Source organism: Isoptericola sp. b408 (assembly GCF_030588085.1).
Lineage (GTDB): Bacteria > Actinomycetota > Actinomycetes > Actinomycetales > Cellulomonadaceae > Isoptericola > Isoptericola sediminis.
This window is the reverse complement of sequence record NZ_JAUQYQ010000001.1, coordinates 1-16,662: the sequence shown is the minus strand read 5'-3', so window position 1 is coordinate 16,662 and position 16,662 is coordinate 1. Positions and strand designations below refer to the sequence as shown.

General features: G+C 72.2%; 13 protein-coding genes, 3 tRNA genes and 1 rRNA gene. 13 read left to right on the top strand and 4 right to left on the bottom strand.

The window, feature by feature from the left end; translation table 11 throughout:
- Window positions 1–185: 185 nt before the first annotated feature.
- The gene (locus Q6347_RS00085) at window positions 186–1,091 is read left to right on the top strand and encodes a DMT family transporter (protein WP_304604646.1); all 906 of its coding nucleotides are present in this window, start codon (window positions 186–188) and stop codon (window positions 1,089–1,091) included.
- A 1-nt stretch (window position 1,092) separates the two neighbouring features.
- Here the strand turns inward: Q6347_RS00085 and Q6347_RS00080 are convergent, their stop codons facing one another.
- Window positions 1,093–1,596 (bottom strand): proteasome activator, encoded by a 504-nt coding sequence (locus Q6347_RS00080; protein WP_304604645.1) that lies wholly within the window; start codon window positions 1,594–1,596, stop codon window positions 1,093–1,095.
- A 32-nt stretch (window positions 1,597–1,628) separates the two neighbouring features.
- On the bottom strand, window positions 1,629–2,606 hold the full coding sequence (locus tag Q6347_RS00075; protein ID WP_304606293.1) for an NAD(P)H-quinone oxidoreductase: 978 nt from the start codon (window positions 2,604–2,606) through the stop codon (window positions 1,629–1,631).
- Between the two features lie 179 nt (window positions 2,607–2,785).
- Here Q6347_RS00075 and Q6347_RS00070 point away from each other — a divergent pair, with 179 nt between their 5' ends.
- From Q6347_RS00070 to Q6347_RS00045, 6 genes are all read left to right on the top strand, one after another.
- Complete coding sequence (locus tag Q6347_RS00070) at window positions 2,786–6,679, top strand: nitrate- and nitrite sensing domain-containing protein (RefSeq protein ID WP_304606292.1); 3,894 nt, start codon at window positions 2,786–2,788, stop codon at window positions 6,677–6,679.
- A 76-nt stretch (window positions 6,680–6,755) separates the two neighbouring features.
- Window positions 6,756–7,205 (top strand): roadblock/LC7 domain-containing protein, encoded by a 450-nt coding sequence (locus Q6347_RS00065; protein ID WP_171245893.1) that lies wholly within the window; start codon window positions 6,756–6,758, stop codon window positions 7,203–7,205.
- Window positions 7,206–7,213: 8 nt separating this feature from the next.
- On the top strand, window positions 7,214–7,630 hold the full coding sequence (locus Q6347_RS00060; RefSeq protein WP_171245892.1) for a DUF742 domain-containing protein: 417 nt from the start codon (window positions 7,214–7,216) through the stop codon (window positions 7,628–7,630).
- Between the two features lie 382 nt (window positions 7,631–8,012).
- Window positions 8,013–8,558: an ATP/GTP-binding protein gene (locus Q6347_RS00055; RefSeq protein ID WP_304604792.1), complete on the top strand. Its 546-nt coding sequence runs from the start codon at window positions 8,013–8,015 to the stop codon at window positions 8,556–8,558.
- 86 nt (window positions 8,559–8,644) lie between these two features.
- A tRNA-Ser gene (locus tag Q6347_RS00050) sits at window positions 8,645–8,729 on the top strand.
- A 445-nt stretch (window positions 8,730–9,174) separates the two neighbouring features.
- Window positions 9,175–10,572, top strand: a complete 1,398-nt coding sequence (locus tag Q6347_RS00045; protein ID WP_304604643.1) for an amidohydrolase family protein — start codon at window positions 9,175–9,177, stop codon at window positions 10,570–10,572.
- A gap of 40 nt (window positions 10,573–10,612) precedes the next feature.
- Here the strand turns inward: Q6347_RS00045 and Q6347_RS00040 are convergent, their stop codons facing one another.
- Window positions 10,613–11,458 (bottom strand): helix-turn-helix transcriptional regulator, encoded by an 846-nt coding sequence (locus Q6347_RS00040; protein WP_304606291.1) that lies wholly within the window; start codon window positions 11,456–11,458, stop codon window positions 10,613–10,615.
- Window positions 11,459–11,593: 135 nt separating this feature from the next.
- Between Q6347_RS00040 and Q6347_RS00035 the strand changes: the two genes are divergently transcribed.
- Together Q6347_RS00035 and Q6347_RS00030 are read left to right on the top strand one after the other, a co-directional pair.
- Window positions 11,594–11,899: an Atu4866 domain-containing protein gene (locus tag Q6347_RS00035; protein WP_304604641.1), complete on the top strand. Its 306-nt coding sequence runs from the start codon at window positions 11,594–11,596 to the stop codon at window positions 11,897–11,899.
- Between the two features lie 6 nt (window positions 11,900–11,905).
- A complete protein-coding gene (locus Q6347_RS00030; protein ID WP_304606290.1) occupies window positions 11,906–13,159 on the top strand; it encodes a S9 family peptidase in 1,254 nt (417 codons plus the stop codon).
- 204 nt (window positions 13,160–13,363) lie between these two features.
- Here Q6347_RS00030 and Q6347_RS00025 read toward each other — a convergent pair whose 3' ends face one another.
- Window positions 13,364–15,124, bottom strand: a complete 1,761-nt coding sequence (locus Q6347_RS00025) for a GMC oxidoreductase (protein ID WP_304606289.1) — start codon at window positions 15,122–15,124, stop codon at window positions 13,364–13,366.
- 93 nt (window positions 15,125–15,217) lie between these two features.
- On the opposite strand from Q6347_RS00025, the gene Q6347_RS00020 reads away from it, so the two are divergent.
- From Q6347_RS00020 to Q6347_RS00005, 4 genes are all read left to right on the top strand, one after another.
- Window positions 15,218–15,309: transfer RNA gene (locus tag Q6347_RS00020), tRNA-Ser, on the top strand.
- A gap of 149 nt (window positions 15,310–15,458) precedes the next feature.
- Window positions 15,459–15,531: transfer RNA gene (locus Q6347_RS00015), tRNA-Arg, on the top strand.
- 231 nt (window positions 15,532–15,762) lie between these two features.
- Window positions 15,763–15,885 (top strand): hypothetical protein, encoded by a 123-nt coding sequence (locus Q6347_RS00010; RefSeq protein WP_304606288.1) that lies wholly within the window; start codon window positions 15,763–15,765, stop codon window positions 15,883–15,885.
- 699 nt (window positions 15,886–16,584) lie between these two features.
- A 16S ribosomal RNA gene (locus Q6347_RS00005) occupies window positions 16,585–16,662 on the top strand; the annotation flags it as partial.

Genomic DNA, 16,662 nt, shown 5'->3' with positions numbered 1-16,662 from the left:
CTCGTGATGGTGATCGTCGCCACCCTGCGCGGCGACGCGTGCCGAACCTAGGGCACCCTTCACGGGAAGACCAGACACTTCGCAGAAAAGCGGCACACCGGATGCCCGGCCTGGTCGCGGCCCCGGGGCGGCGGCGCGCTCGCCGTCGGGCGGCACCGGCGACCGGCGCCGCGTAGGCTCCCCGCGTGCCCGACGCGACCTCTCCCGCCCGGCCCGGCCCACCGCCGTCAGCCGCCCGTGGCGCCGCCGACCGTGTCCCGGCGCCGCTGCTCTTCGTCGCCTCCGGGCTGACGCTCTACCTCGGGGCGGCGGTCGCCGTCGGGCTCTTCGGCACCCTCGGGGCGCCCACCGTGAGCTGGTGGCGCATCCTGCTGGCCGCCGTCGTGCTCGTCGCCTGGCGGCGTCCCTGGCGGCGTCGTTGGACGCGGCAGGACCTGGTGGGCGCCGGGCTCTTCGGGGTGGCGCTGGCGGCGATGAACATCGTGTTCTACGTCGCGATCGACCACCTGCCGCTCGGGGTCGCCGTCGCCATCGAGTTCACCGGGCCGATCGCCGTCGCCGCGATCACCGGCCGGGGGTGGCGCGAGCGCGGCGCGATCGTCGTCGCCGCGGCCGGGGTCGTCCTGCTCGCCGGTGTCACGCTGGAGGGCGACATGGCCCGCGGGGACGCGATCGTCGGCCTGGTCGCCGTGCTCGGTGCCGCGGCCTGCTGGGCCGGCTACATCGTGCTCGGCAAGCGGGTGGCCGGCGGCGGTGCGGGCATCGACGGGCTGGCCGTCGGCATGGTCACCGGGGCTGTGGTGTTCGCGCCGTTCTTCGCGACGTCGGTGACCACCGTGGTGCCGGACCTGCGGCTCCTCGGCTTCCTGCTCGTGGTCGCGGTGTGCTCCTCGGTCGTGCCCTACGTCCTCGACCAGCTCGTGCTGCGGCGGATCGGTACGGCGACGTTCTCGGTGCTGCTCGCCCTGCTGCCCGCCACTGCCACGGTCGTGGGCGCGGTCGTGCTCGGCCAGCTCCCGAGCTGGCCCGAGATCGCCGGTCTCGTGCTCGTCTCCGGTGCCATCGCCATGACGGCGACCGGCCGGGAGTAGGTCAGAGGTACTGCCCGGGCGAGGCGGCGGCGTCGCCGTCCTCCGGGCCGCTGCCCGGCATGCCGGGCCGTGCGCCACGCGGGAGCTGACGCCGCATCTGGTCGAGGGCCTGGTGCGCCTCCATCTGCTGGGCCACCAGCGCGGTCTGGATGCCGTGGAACAGTCCCTCGAGCCACCCGACGAGCTGGGCCTGGGCCACCCGCAGCTCGGCGTCCGACGGCGGCTCGTGGTCCGTCAGCGGCAGCGTGATGCGGTGCAGCTCGGCGACCAGGTCCTCGGAGAGCCCGTCCTCGAGCTCGGTCAGCGACCGCTCGTGGATCTCGGCGAGCCGTTCCCGTGCCGCGGCGTCCAGCGGGGCCGCACGGGCCTCGTCGAGGAGCTTCTTGACCATGCTCCCGATCCGCATGACCTTCGCCGGCTCCTCGATGCGCGACCTCTCCGGCCCGGGGGGCCGCGTGCTCGCGACGTCGGGCGCGGTCTCCTCGCCGGGCTGCTCGTCCGTCATGCCCCCCAGTCTGCCGTGCCGGGCCGCTCGCGTCAGGGCAGCAGCAGCACCTTGCCGAAGGCCTCGCCGGACTCGAGCATGCCGAGGGCGCTCTCGGCCTCGTCGAAGGGGAGCCTCGCGTGGACCACGGGGCGGATCAGGCCCCGCTCCACGAGCGGCCACACGTGCTCGGTCACGGCCGCGACGATCTCGGCCTTCTCCTCGGGGGTGCGGGACCGCAGCAGCGTCCCGGTGACGACGGCCCGCTTGGCCATGAGCCGGGCGAGGTCGAGCTCTCCGGTGCGGCCCTGCTGCAGGCCGATGACGACCAGCCGGCCGCCGGGGGCGAGGGCGCGGACGTTGTCTCCCAGGGCACCGCCGCCGAGCACGTCGAGCACGACGTCGGCGCCGCGACCGTCGGTGGCGCCGCGCACGGCGTCGACCACGTCCTCCCTGCGGTGGTCGACGACGACGTCGGCGCCGAGCTCGCGGCAGCGCGCGGTGCGGTCGGGGCCGCCGGCGGTCGCCACGACGCGGGCGCCGAGCGCGCGGCCGAGCTGGATCGCGACGCTTCCCACGCCCCCCGACCCGCCGAGCACCAGGAGCGTCTCGCCGGCCCGCAGGTGGCCGGTGTCCACGAGGTTCGTCCAGGCGGTGCAGACGGCCTCGGGCAGAGCGGCCGCGTCGACGAGGTCGACGCCCTCGGGGAGGGGCAGCGTCTGGCCGGCCCGCACCACGACCTGCTCGGCATAGCCGCCGCCGTCGAGCAGCGCCACCACCTCGTCGCCGACACGCCGGTCCGACACGCCAGGCCCGAGTCGGTTCACCGTGCCGGAGATCTCGAGTCCGGGCCACGCGGGGGCCCCGGGTGGCGGCGGGTAGAGGCCGGCCCGTTGGAGGAGGTCAGCCCGGTTGACACCGGCGGCGGCGACGTCGACTACGATCTCCCCGTCGCCCGGCTCCCGGAGCTCGACCTGACTCGTGGTGAGTTTCCCTGAGGGCCCATCGCCCGATATCGTGACGGCTCGCACACCGACGAAGACTACTCGCGCGCGGCGCCGAGCGTGGGGAGATGTCCCAGCGGGCAGGCGACGAGAAGCCGGAGGATCGGGGAGGTTCGACCCCGCCGACCTCGAACGATAAGTGATGGAGAGAGGTCCACATGCTCCGCAGGTTGGGCGTTCGCGGGAAGATCCTTGCGACACTCGCCGTGCCGATCTTCGTCCTGGTCGTGGCGGCCGCCTACATCTCCTGGGGGGCCCTGCAGGACGCCGTCCGCGCGGACCAGACGTCCCAGCTCGCCGACAGCCTCCAGGTGCAGGACGCCGCGGGAACCGCGGTCGCGACCGAGCGGGCGCTGGCCATCGCCGTGCTCAACGGCGACGAGGAGCGACGGGAGCAGCTCGCCTCGGCCCAGGCCGAGAGCGACGCCGCGGTCGACGCCCGTGACGCCGAGCTGCGCAGCATCGAGACGGACGCGCTGAGCGTCAACGTCCAGAACGCGATCCAGACGACCCTCGACGACCGCCGCGTGCTCGACGAGCTGCAGCGCAAGGTTCTCGCGGGGCAGGTCACCGAGGCCGCCGCGGCCGACCAGTACACCGACATCATCGAGCGCGCGTTGGACGTCCCGCGGTCCGTCTCGGCCGCGTCGACGAACGGCGGCCTGTCCGAGCTGCTCAACGCCTACGTCGCGATGGACGAGCTCATGCTCGCCAAGACGGTCGAGCGGCCGATCGTGGCCCTGGCCCTGGCCGACGCCACCCGGGCCGCGCAGTCCGGCGGTGACCGCGACGCGGAGCTGGCGGCCCGCATGGTCAACGCCCTCGAGACGACCAACGAGCTGCACGCGGCAGCGAAGGAGCAGGCCGAGCGGCTCGGGCTCGACATCACCGTCCCGGAGTTCTCGGACGAGCTCGACGCGCTGCGCTTCCCGCTGCGGTACCAGAACTTCTCCGGCATCGACCGGTCGGCCGCCTCCCAGTGGGGCGAGCTGTCCGACGCCTGGGTCGACTCGATGCGTCCCGTGCGTGACGACGTCCGTGACGAGACCGTGAGCTACGCCTCCGACGCCTCGGACGACTCCCAGAACCAGGCGATCGGCACGATCGCCGCGACGTTCGGCATCGTGCTGATCTCGCTGATCATCGCGCTGATCATCGCGCGCCGGATCGTCAACCCGCTCCGCCGGCTGACCGCCGCGACCGCCGACGTGCGCGACCGCCTGCCGCAGATGGTCGAGCAGATGGCGGTGCCGGGTCAGGCGCCGGAGATGAACGCGGTGCAGATCCCGATCGAGTCCACGGACGAGGTCGGGCGCCTGGCGACCGCGTTCAACGAGGTCAACGCCACGACGATCGAGGTCGCCCGGGAGCAGGCCGCCCTGCGTGGCTCCATCGCCGAGATGTTCGTCAACGTCGCGCGTCGCGACCAGGTCCTGCTGAACCGCCAGCTCGCGTTCCTCGACGAGCTCGAGCGGTCCGAGGAGGACCCGGGGACGCTGTCGAACCTGTTCCGGCTCGACCACCTCGCGACCCGTATGCGCCGCAACGCCGAGTCGCTGCTGGTCCTGGCCGGCATCGACTCCGGTCGCCGCGTGCGCACACCGATGCCGGTCTCGGACGTCATCCGCACGGCCTCCTCGGAGATCGAGCTGTACGACCGGGTGCGGCTGAACCTGCAGGCCGACCCGCACATGCTGGGCCACAACGCGCTGAACGCCGCGCACCTGCTGGCCGAGCTGCTGGAGAACGCGACGATGTTCTCCGAGCCGCACACGGCGGTCGAGGTCACCGCGGCGCGCGAGGCCCACGGGGTCGTCGTGACCGTCCACGACCAGGGCCTGGGTATGTCCCCGGCGGAGATCGCCGACGCCAACGCGAAGGTCTCCTCCTCGACGCCCTCGGACGCGGTCGGTGCCCAGCGACTGGGCATGTTCGTGGTCAGCCGCCTGGCCCAGCGTCTGCAGGCCCGGGTGGAGTTCGCCACGGGCCGCGACGGCCGGGGCACGGTCGCCACCGTGACCTTCCCCGACGAGCTGTTCGTCGCGGACGAGGCGATGCCGCTGCCGCAGCCGACGGACCCGCTCGAGGCCGCGACCCAGCGCTCCGCCGCCCAGCTGACGAGCCCGCAGGCCGAGGCCCCGGTGTCGCAGAGCGAGCCCTCGACGGTTCCGGCGCCCGGCAGCGACCAGCCGACCGAGGCCCCTCCGGCCCCGTCGCCGGCGCCCGTCGAGCCCGCGCCCGCCCCGCGCGAGCCCGTCGCGTCCCACCACCTCGCCCCGGAGCCGCCGGAGGCCGAGCCCGTCGACCTCGACGCCCTGATGGACGGCACGACCCGCGCCGGGATGCCCCGTCGCCGCCGCTCGGAGACGACCACGCCTCCGACCGAGTCGATCGTGCTGCCGCCGCTGGAGACCCCGCAGCTCGACGAGACGGACTCCTCGGACGGGGAGTGGGCGCCGCCGACGGACGTCCAGCCGGCAGCGGCGTCCCTGCCGAGCCGGCGTCGGGCGGCCTCGATGCCGAGCGAGCCCGCGCCGCACTCCGGCGCGATCGCGCTGCCCCAGGCGGCCGAGCCGACCGCCGAGCCCGTCGAGCCCCAGGCACGGACGGGGCTGTTCTCGAGCTTCCGGACGATGGACAACCTCGCCGAGAGCACCCTGCAGCTCGACGCCGTCACCGACGACCCGGCGAACGTCCCGGACCTGACGGACGCGACGTCGGAGTCCGCTCCGCCCGCGCCCGCCCCGGCGGCGAACGCGGCCTCGACCGCCTCGGCGCCCGCGCCGGCACCGCGCACCGAGCCCGCTCCGGCGGCGAACGCGGCGTCGGCGGCCTCGGCCCCGGCTCCGCAGCCGGCTCCGGCTCCGGCTCCGCAGCCTGCGCCCGCTCCGACGCCGCGACGCGAGTCCGCGGCGCCGGCCCCCGCTCCGGCGGCGGACCCGGCGTCGGCGACCTCGGCTCCCTACCAGGCTCCCGCGAGCTCGGCCCCGGCCTACGAACCGATGGTCCCCGCCCCGGCAGCACCGGTGCCGCAGCGGACGCAGCAGCCGGTCGAGCGGCCGGAGCAGCCGGCCGAGCGTCCGCAGCAGCCCGTCGACCGGACGCCGGTCGAGGACGCGCCGACGCCTTCGCGCACCGCGTCCTCGGCGAACGGCACGGACCGCACCGAGGAGTCGACCTCGTTCTCGGCCCTGCCGGCGTTCGAGGAGCTCATGTCCGACCTGCCGACCCGGCGGACCGAAGGTTCCTCCGGTGCCGGGCACCGCAAGCGTGGTCTGTTCGGGCGCAAGCCCGCCGCGGCCGAGACGACCGGCGCGACCGGGACGTCCGGTCAGGACGGGGCCGTGCCGCAGCAGGTCGGGTCGGGCGACGACCCGCTCACCGCTCCGACGGCGGACTCCTCGTCCACGCCGTGGGCCGCGTCGAGCCCGTCGCGCACCCCGGCGCCGGCCGAACCCGCGGCACCGGCTAGCGGGCACGAGACCTCGGCGCCCGTGCCGGCACCTCGTCCCGACGAGCTGCCGATGCCGTCCGCCGCTCCGACCGGCCGCACGACGTGGCCGACCGGATCCTCGACGGAGGCGGGACGCTGGACGGGTCCGCAGCAGTCGACGGAGTCGACGGCGTCGTCGCAGCCCGCCCCGACGCCCGAGCCCGAGCAGGTGGCCCGGGAGGAGCGTCCGGCGCGGACCTCCTACGGCGAGTCCGTCCTTCCGCTGCGATCCACCGAGACCTCCGACGTCGACCCGTACGACTCGAGCGATGTCGCCGACACGGTCGAGGCGCGTTCGGAATGGATGGCGTCGGCCGTGCTGTACGAGGAGATGTCCACGCTGATGCAGCGCGGCATCTTCCAGGAAGAGAACGTGACGACCACGAACCAGGAGCAGAGCTATCGGCCCGCGAACATGGCACCGACTGGCAACGGCCTGACGCGCCGCACCCGGCGTGACGAGCCCGTGGAGCCTCCGGAGCGCTTCACCGCCCGCATCGAGCGCGATCCGGAGCAGCTGCGCTCCCGGTTGTCGGCCTTCCAGTCGGCGACCGCGCGTGGCCGGTCGGAGAAGACCGACGACAGGGCCTCGACGAACGGCTCCTGAGCGTGAATGATGTCCAAGGATCGGCCCCGCACCAGCGGTGACCTGCGCAGCAGAGCGCATTTGACGAGGAGGAAGCGTGACCCTCAGTACTGAAGCGACCAACTTCGGGTGGCTTCTCGACAACTTCGTCCGGACCGTGCCGGGCAGCCGCCACACGCTGGTGGTCTCGGCCGACGGTCTCCTCATGGCGATGTCGGACCAGCTCGACCGGACCAGCGGCGACCAGCTCGCGGCCATCGTGTCGGGGATGTCGAGCCTGACCCGCGGCGCCTCGCGCCAGCTCAACGGCGGGAACGTCCGCCAGGCCATCATCGAGATGGACAACGGGTACCTCTTCCTGATGAACGTCTCGAACGGGTCCGTGCTCGCCGTGGTTGCCGACGCGAACTGCGACATCGGGCTCGTGGGGTACGAGATGGCCCTGCTGGTGTCCCGGACCGAGTCGACCCTGACGCCGCAGCTCATCTCGGAGATGCGCGGCGCCCTTCCGGTCGACGGCAACCAGCGCTCCGCACAGGTGGGATGAGGTAAAGCATGACGCACGCACCGTTCGGTTCCCTGGGCGCGCAATCCGCGGACGGCTACGAGGCTGCCACGGTGCGTCCCTATGCGGTCACGGGAGGTCGTGTCCGCTCGTCGATGTCCGATCTACCGCTCGAGGCGCTTGTCGAGGTCATGCCGGGAGCAGTGAGCAGCCACGGTCTGACGCCGGAGAAGCGCGCGATCCTTCAGCACGCCGCGCACACCTACGTGTCGATCGCCGAACTGTCGGCGCTGCTCAAGCTCCCCCTCGGTGTGGTCCGCGTCCTGGTGGCGGACATGCAGGAGGAGGGGCACATCACCGTGCACACCTCGGCCCCCGTGAACGTCCACACAGGCCACGGCAGCAACCACTCGGGACTTTCCCTGAGCGTCTTGGAGAGTGTTCTCAATGGCATTTCCGCCCTCTGACAGTGCGTCGCCCGCAGGCTCGGGCGGGTTCGCTCCCAGCTGGGCGCCGATCTCGCAGCCTGCTGGTGCGATGGGCGCGTCGACAGCAGGTGCCGCACCGTCGGGCGCCGCGATGAGCGGTGGCCCGGTGCGCCAGAGCGTGCTCGGCGGTGGCGCACCGTCGGCGCGCGCGACGTCCGAGCCCCAGGCCTCGACCGCACCCCAGCCGGGTGTGGCCACCGACACTCAGGCCGCCCCGACGGCCCAGGCCCCGGCGCAGAGCTCGAGCGCCGCCCCGGCGGCCCCGCAGCAGGCTCCGGAGGCACAGGAGCAGGCCCCCGCTCCCACGGCTCCCGCCAGGGCGACCGCGCCGGACGGCAGCGCCGCCCCCACCGTCACGAAGATCGTGGTCGCGGGCGGCTTCGCGGTCGGCAAGACGACGTTCATCGGCTCGATCTCGGACGTCGAGCCGCTGAACACCGAGGCCGCGATGACCGAGCACTCCATGGGCGTCGACGACGCGGGCGGGGTCACCGACCGCAAGACGACCACCACCGTGGCGATGGACTTCGGGCGCGTGTCGCTGCCGGGCAACCTCTGGCTCTACCTCTTCGGCACCCCCGGCCAGGACCGCTTCCTCTTCATGTGGGACGACCTCGTCCGCGGCGCCATCGGTGCCGTCGTGCTGGTGGACACCGACCGTCTCGAGCAGTGCTTCCCCGCGATCGACTACTTCGAGTCGCGCGGCGTCCCGTTCGTCGTCGGCGTCAACTGCTTCGACGGTGTGGCCAAGCACCGCCTCGAGGACGTGCGCGAGGCGCTGCAGATCCCGGCGCACGTGCCGATGCTCTACACGGACGCGCGGTCGCGGGCGGCGACCAAGCAGACGCTGATCTCGCTCGTGCAGCTCGCGATGCGCCAGCTGCGCTCGGGCAGCCAGCCCGGCTGATCTCGACCGACGACGGCCGGGGACGGTGGCACACCGTCCCCGGCCGTCGTCGTCCCCGGCAGGGCCCGACTAGACTGTCGGGCCGAGGAGGGCTGACAGAGCGGCCGAATGTGACGGTCTTGAAAACCGTTGTTGCGCAAGCAACCGGGGGTTCGAATCCCCCGCCCTCCGCAGAAGCACGCGGTTCCCCCGTGGACTCCTGGCATTCGACCCGTCGCGGGCGGGCCGAGTGCCAGGGGATGGCCGGGGAAACGCCGTCTGGAGATCCCCTCGCGCCCCCGGGTGGTCGTGAGATGGCGTGGAGGCCCCGTGACTCAGGGCGCTTCGCACCGTTGGTCGAAGAGACTCCAGACCTGGCGCAGCACGCCGTACCCCGCGCGGGATGCCTCCGCGGTCCCACGATCTCTGCACCGGAACTGAACTCCGCCCTGCGGTGGGGCTCGCCGGGCCGACGCCCAGGGGACGGTTCCGTCGCGTGCTGGAAAGGGCCAGCGAGGGTGGGTGGGCCATCCCTGGGCAAGGATCGGCCTGGTCGTCGTCCGCGGGCGGTCGGAGGCTGGACCGCGTACCCACCCCGCTGAGGCTCCTGGCCTCGGCACGACGAACAGGAGCCCTCGTGACCCTCCATGACACGACCAGCCCCGCGGTACTCGAGCAGGTGCAGCGCCGGTCCCCCGACCCGAAGCGGCGCATCCTCTTCACCAACGCCACTATCGTGACCATGGACGCCGGCCACGGCGTCCAGCACGAAGCGGATCTGCTCGTCGAGGGCGACACGATCGCCGCGATCGGGCCAGGCCTGAGCCAGGACGGCGCCGTGATCGTGGATGCTGCCGACACGATCATCACCCCGGGGTTCGTCGATACCCATCGGCACGCCTGGGAGACTCAGCTGCGCCGGATCATGCCGGACGTCGATGATCTCGGCGCGTACGTGATGTCCACCCTCGCGCGCTACGCGACCGTCTTCCGGCCCCATGACATGTACGTGGGCACGCGGTTGGCTGCCCTGACCGCGATCGACAGCGGCATCACGTGCATGCTCGACTTCTCCCACAACTCCCGCACTCCCGAGCACTCCGACGCCGCGGTCGAGGCGCTCGTCGACTCCGGCATCCGTGGGGTGCACGCCTCGATGGGGCCGCACTTCGGTGACTGGGACAAGCAGTGGCCGGGCGACCTGGCCCGTCTGCAGGAGCAGTACTTCTCCTCCGGCGACCAGCTGCTGACGCTGCGCCTCGCAGCCCTGGCCACCGACGAGATCAGCGGACCTGCCCTCGCCTACGGCACCGAGCTCGCCCGCACGGCGCGCGACCTGGGTGTCGGCGTGAGCGTGGACGCCGTCTTCGGTGCCTCCTCGTCACGGGCCGTCCTCAGCTGGGCGAGGGACGGCCTCCTCGGACCGGACCTCACCCTCATCCACGCCACCGGCCTGACGTCCGCTGCGTGGAGGGCGATCGGCGAGAGCGGCACGACCATCGCCCTCGCCCCGACCTCGGACGCTCAGATCGGTCTTGAGACCGCGATTCCCGCCATCGACGAGGCGCTGGCTGTCGGCGTCCGTCCAGGTCTGAGCATCGACGTCGAGGTCGCACTGGCCAGCGACATGTTCACGCAGATGCGGGCGCTGCACGCGATTCAGCGGATGCGTGCGGTCAACGCCGCCTACGGCACCGAACAGCAGCCGGCAAGGATCACCTCGCGTGACGTGCTGGACTTCGCGACCCTCCAGGGAGCCCGCACCAACGGCCTGGCACACGTCACCGGATCGCTCACCCCTGGCAAGAAGGCCGACCTCCTGGTGATCCGCGCCGAGGACCTCAACAACATGCCGCTCAACGACCCGATCGGCACCGTCGTCCTGGGGTCCGATGCCCGCAACATCAGTGCGGTGCTCATCAACGGCGAGCCTCGCAAGTGGGACGGTCAGGTCCTGGGCGTCGATCTGTCCGCCCTGCGCGACGAGGTCCACGCCTCCCGGGAGTACGTGCTGAACACCGTCCCGACCGCCTGAGGGGCGAAGAGAAGAGCGCCGTGGTGCCGACGCGGACGCGTCAGCGTCCGGGACCGGCGTCCTGGCGACGGGTGACGTGCAGACTGCCGAGCAGAGCGAGGGCCTCGGCGCTCGGGCTCCCCGGCTCGGCGTGGTAGATCACCAGCTGCTGGCCCGTCGCTCCCCGGACGTCGAAGCTCTGGAAGGTCAGGTGGAGGCGCCCGACATCGGGGTGGAGAAGCTCCTTGCTCGTGCGGGTCTTCCCCTGAACAGCATGCGAGGACCACAGCGTGGCGAACTCGTCGCTCTCTTCGATCAGGCGACGGACCGTCTCGTGGAGACGCCGGTACTGCGGGTTGAGGCCCGTGGCATGCCTCAGCTCCGCGACCACCGCCTCGGCCGCCCGCGCCCAGTGGGCGAAGAAGCTGGGAGCGGCGGGGTCCAGAAAGGTCATGCGAGCCAGGTTGTCCATCGTCACGAACGGCGAGAAGAGCGCCGTCGCCATGGCGTTGGCCGCCAGGACGTCCGTGGCGGGGTTGAGGACGAATGCCGCGGCGTTCGGGTACCCGTCCAGCAGCTGACGCATCCCGGGGCTGATCGACTCCCGGGGCACCCCGTGTCTCCCCGGTGGGACGGTTCCCGCGAGCCGGAACAGGTGCCCACGAGCATCGTCGTCCAGCATCAGCGCTCCGCTGATCGCCTCGAGGATCTGCGGGGACGGGCTGCGCTCACGGCCCTGCTCCAGGCGGGCGTAGTAGTCGCTGTTCATCCCCGCCAGCACAGCCACTTCCTCACGCCGTAGCCCTGCGACCCGGCGGGCGCCGTACGAAGCCAGCCCGACATCGTCGGGTCGCACCCGGCCGCGGTGCGCCCTGAGGAAGTCGCCGAGATCGTTGCGTCCGCCCATGCGCGCAGGATAGACCCGGGCCCCGCCCTCGTACCTGGGTGTGCCGTACCCCGGCGCAGGCCGCCCTGGCCCTCGCCCCGACGTCCGTCCAGGCTGGGTTGCTGAAGGAGACCGACGAGACGAGAGGAAGACATCGTGCCGAAGCAGCCGGACCCGCCGCAGGAGACCCGATCCGCACCAGGGATCGAGGCGATGGACGTCACCGGGATGTGGGTGACCGCCGACGGGCACATCCGTCAGGAGCTGCGAGCCGACGGTCGCTACGACGAAGCCCGCGGGACGAGGCGTAGCGCCTACACCGGCAGCTACACCGTCACCGGCTCCCACATCGACTACGCCGACGACACCGGCTTCACTGCCACCGGTGACATCCGCGACGGAGTGCTCTTCCACGAGCACCTCGTGCTCTACCGGGAGGGACGCCCCGGGTCTGAGAGCTGACGGGTGGTGTACGAGAAGGTCGCCGGGCTCGTGCGCGACATCAGCGTCCCGTGGGCCGCCGTCGCCGCCGTGTCCGTGGAGTCCGACGGCCTCCGCGCCGCACGAGGGATCCGCGCGCCGGGACTGGGCGTGCCCGGACTGCGCAAGGTCGGCACGTGGCGCCGTCGTGAAGGCGGTCGCATGCGTCGCACCGTCGTCTCGGTGCGGCGCGGTCAGCCGGCGCTGCGGATCGAGCTGCGTGGCGCCCGCTGGGACGAGCTCCTCCTCGGCCACGAGGGCGCCCGCACCGTCGCCGGTACGCTCGCGTCACGCCGGATGACGACCGAGTCCTCGCCGCCGACAGCCATCCACGAGCACGACGTGCGCTTCACCTCCGAGGGGGCGACACTGGCGGGCACCGTCTGCCGTCCCGACAGTCCTGCGCGCGCGGCGGTGCTGCTGCTGCCGGGCTCCGGGCCGCTGGACCGTGAAGGCAGCCACCCACGGCTGCAGGTCGACGTCTCCCGCCAGCTTGCGCACGCCCTCGCGGCCCGCGGCGTGGCCAGCCTGCGCTACGACAAGCGGGGTGTCGGCGCCAGCCCCGGAGACTGGCGCGCTGCCGGCGTGTCGGACCTCGTGGCGGACGCACGTGCTGCCCGAGCCCTGCTGGCGTCACAACCCGGGGTCGACCCCGCTCGCGTCGTCGTCCTGGGCCACAGCGAGGGTGCCCTGCTCGCCGCCGCGGTCGCGGCGGGGGACACACAGCTGGCGGGCGTCGTGCTCCTCGCCGGTGCGGCACGTCCGGGTGAGGAGGTGCTCGTGCAGCAGGCCGAGAGGCTGCGAGACGGCCTCCCTGCCGTGCTGCGCGCCGTCATGCGCCTGCTGCGCATCGACCTCGTCGACAGGGTGCGGGGCAACCACCGCAGGCTCAAGGCCACGACGGCCGACGTCGCGCGTGTCAACGGGGCCCGGGTCAACGCCCGCTGGGTCCGCGAGTACATGGCCCATGACCCGGTCGAGGACATCCGCCGCATCACCGCCCCGGTCCTCGCGATCACCGGCGAGAAGGACCTCCAGGTCAGCAGCGACGACCTCGACGTGGTCCGGTCCACCGCTCCCGCCGAGGTCGCCGTCCACCGCATCCCGGACCTGTCGCACACGCTGCGCCGCCAACCGGGCACGCCCTCCCTCCGGCTGTACCGCGAGGAAGTGCGCCGCCCCGTCGATCCCGAGGTCGTCGGCATCGTCACCGAGTGGGTCGTCCGGCACACGGCGGCCTAGCGCCTCACCCGACGGCGGCCGCGCGGGCGCTCCCGGGGCGAAGGCGAGCGCGGCGGACCGCTCGCCATGAGGCGGTGGGTCGCCGCATCGGGGTGCAGCCTGTCGGGCAGCGGGAGGGCGCCGCCGGGCCATCGTCGGCCGGCCGTCATCGGAGTCTGAAGCCGTCCCAGGACCCCGCTCTCCGCCACCGGCCGGGGTGCGACGTCACGACGTCGCATCCCGGTCGCGTCGTGTGCGGACCTCGACGACGGGCAGGCGCAGGGCCCCGGGAGCCGTCTCGGGGACGAGCGGTCGGACCGGGCGCGTCGGGGTGACGGCGGTGTACGAGCCTCCGGGGGCCGGGCGCCGGTCGGGCTCCCCGCGGTTGGGCCAGAGCGCACAGGCGCGCTCGGCCATCGCCGTGATCGTCAGTGACGGGTTCACCCCGAGGTTGGCGGTGACGGCGGACCCGTCGAGGACGTGCAGGCCGTCGTGACCGTGCACCCGGTGGTAGGGGTCGATGACACCCGTGTCGGCCGACTCGCCGATCGTGCACCCGCCGAGGATGTGCGCGGTCATCGGGACGTCGAACGGGTCGCCGATGCTTCCGGCGGGCACGCCGCCCATCCGTGCGGCCATCGCGCGGACGACGTCGTGCGCGACGGGGATCCACGCGGGGTTGGGCTCACCGGTCCCTTGGCGGGAGGACAGTCTCCTGCCCAGGAGACCGCGGCGGGTGAACGTGGTCAGCGAGTTGTCCCGGTTCTGCATCACCAGGGCGATGACGGTGCGTTGTGACCACCCGCGCAGGTCGAGCAGCGACGGCAGGTGCCTGCGCTGCCTCCACAGCTCTCCCAGCCAGCGGAGCCATCGGGCACGGTCCCCGGGGCGGCGTCGACCGTCGACCAGGACGGTCTGCAGCAGCCCCATCGCGTTGGATCCTCGCCCGTAGCGCACCGGCTCCACGTGTGTCTCGTCGTCCGGCGCGAACGCCGAGGTGATCGCGACGCCGCGGGTGTAGTCGGCCTCGTGCCGGTCCCGGGCGGGGAGGCCGGCCCCGAGCAGCGCCTCCGAGTTCGTCCGGGTGAGCTCGCCGAGGCGGTCCGACAGGTGGGGCAGCGTGCCGGCGTCGCGCATCGCGTGCAGCAGTCGTTGCGTGCCGAGGGTGCCGGCGGCGAGGACGACCTGCGGGGCGCGCAGGGTCCGGCGCCGTGACCACGGTCGACCGGTGCGGTGGGTGCGGATCTCGTAGCCCCCGTCGGGGGACGGGACGACGGCGGTGGCCGTGGTGAGGGGATGCACCTGCGCGCCGCCCCGCTCCGCCAGGTAGAGGTAGTTCTTGACGAGGGTGTTCTTCGCGTTGTGCCGGCACCCGGTCATGCACTCGCCGCAGTGCAGGCAGGGGCTCCGGTCCGGGCCGATCCCGCCGAAGTACGGGTCCCGCGCCCCGGCGGCCGCCCCGGTCGCGTCGTCGTCCCCGACATAGACCCCGACGCGTGCGGTGCGGCAGGTGGACTCGACGCCCATGCTCCGGGCGACGTCACGCATGACCTCATCAGCCGGCGTCGTGCGTCCGTAGTCGACGACGCCGAGCATGCGTTCGGCCTGGTCGTAGTGGGGCTGCAGCTCGGACTCCCAGTCGGTGATGCCGGACCAGGCCGGGTCCGACCAGAACCTGCCGACCGGGCGGTACAGCGTGTTGGCGTAGACCAGCGAACCGCCGCCGACGCCGGCACCCGCGAGGACGAGGACGTCACGGAGCCGGTGGATGCGCTGGATGCCGAAGCACCCGAACGCAGGTGCCCAGAGGAAGCGCCGCAGGTCCCACGACGTGCGGGGCAGCTCGTGGTCGGCGAACCGCCGACCCGCCTCGAGGACACCGACGCGGTAGCCCCGCTCGGTGAGCCGCAGCGCCGCCACGCTGCCGCCGAACCCGGATCCGATGACGAGGACGTCGTAGTCCTCGCCGACTGTGGTGCGCGCCATGCCCTGACGATACGACGGCGCTTTGCTCCATCCGGTCCTTGGCGGTTAGTCTGGTCGCCGCGGCATGGCGACGTGCGTCGTCACCGGCCGCGAGGAGACGTCGCATAGTCTGGTCTAGTGCGCCACCCTGCTAAGGTGGTAACGGGGCAACCCGTTCGCGGGTTCAAATCCCGCCGTCTCCGCCAGGAAGGCCTCGGAGCTCGACGCCCGGGGCCTTTTCTGTGGCCTCGTTCGCCATCCCGTGGCGTGGGTCACGAACGGCCGATCCGGTTTGGGGATCGGCGTGGAGGGCGGTAGAGTTCTCGTCGGCCGGTGCGAACGCATCGGACGTACTGCGCCCGTAGCTCAACGGATAGAGCATCTGACTACGGATCAGAAGGTTGGGGGTTCGAATCCCTCCGGGCGCGCAGCACACGCGGGGCCCACCAGATCATCTGGTGGGCCCCGTCGTCGTTTCCGGACCGTCCGCCGACCACGCCGGCGATCCAGCCTCCACCTTCCCCATGCCGGTGCCCCGGGTGCACGAGCGGGGGACCGGGTGCCTCTCCTGCGGAGACGTCCTGCCCGTCACGGCGTCGCGCGCCGGACGACGCCGTGCCTGACCGGCCCGATGCTGGACCGCAGCGGGAGTGCATGCTGTGGTGCTGTCCCACGCGCTCGAGGTCGGGGAGGCGATCGGCCTCACGATGTCGATCGGTGGATCGCTCCTCGTCGTGGTCGGCGTGGTGATGATCTGGCGTGGCCGGACCGACGAGTCCTGAGGTCGGGATCGCACGGCGCGACGAGAGCCCGTCCGGACGGACTCGGCCCCGCTGCCGGCTGTCGAGCTCCGTCCCGGTCGACCACCTGCCGTTCACGGTGCCGACACGGCGGAGCCGCCTGCGGAACAGGTCGTCTCGCCGAGGTCAGCCGCTGGACCGCCGGTCGGCGAGCTGATCCGGGGTGCTCCAGCGGCAGGATTCCGGGCCTCTGCCAGGAGAGTGGCGCGCGCCACGTCGTCCGACGTTGACTCTCGGGGAGAGGCATCGGTAATGTTCTCTGACGTCAGCCCGACGGGCCGACGGACACCAGATGAACGAACCGCAGGGTTCGATTCGGTGGCCGGGCCGGAGCTGACGACCACCACCCTCCGGGACAGGTAGCATTGTGCGCCCTGAACCGGGTGGAGCAGGTCGCTTTTGTCAAAGCTGTATCCGATCGAAAAGATCGGGGCGGTTTGCAGAGAGAAAAGCGAAATGCTAAGTTAGAGGGGTTGCCCCGGACGGGGTCGGAACGAAGGGTTCCGGCTTTCGGATGGTGTGTGTCGGTTGTTTGAGAACTCAACAGTGTGCTTGATAGTCAATGCCAAATTTTGAACCTTCATTGGTTCCTTTGGATCGGACAACTAGTTTTTTGCTAGCTTGTCTGGCCAGTATCGATATGGCATCGCACGCCCTGGTGGTGTGTGGTGTTTTCTCTCTTTCACGGAGAGTTTGATCCTGGCTCAGGACGAACGCTGGCGGCGTGCTTAACACATGCAAGTCGAACGGTGAAGCCCA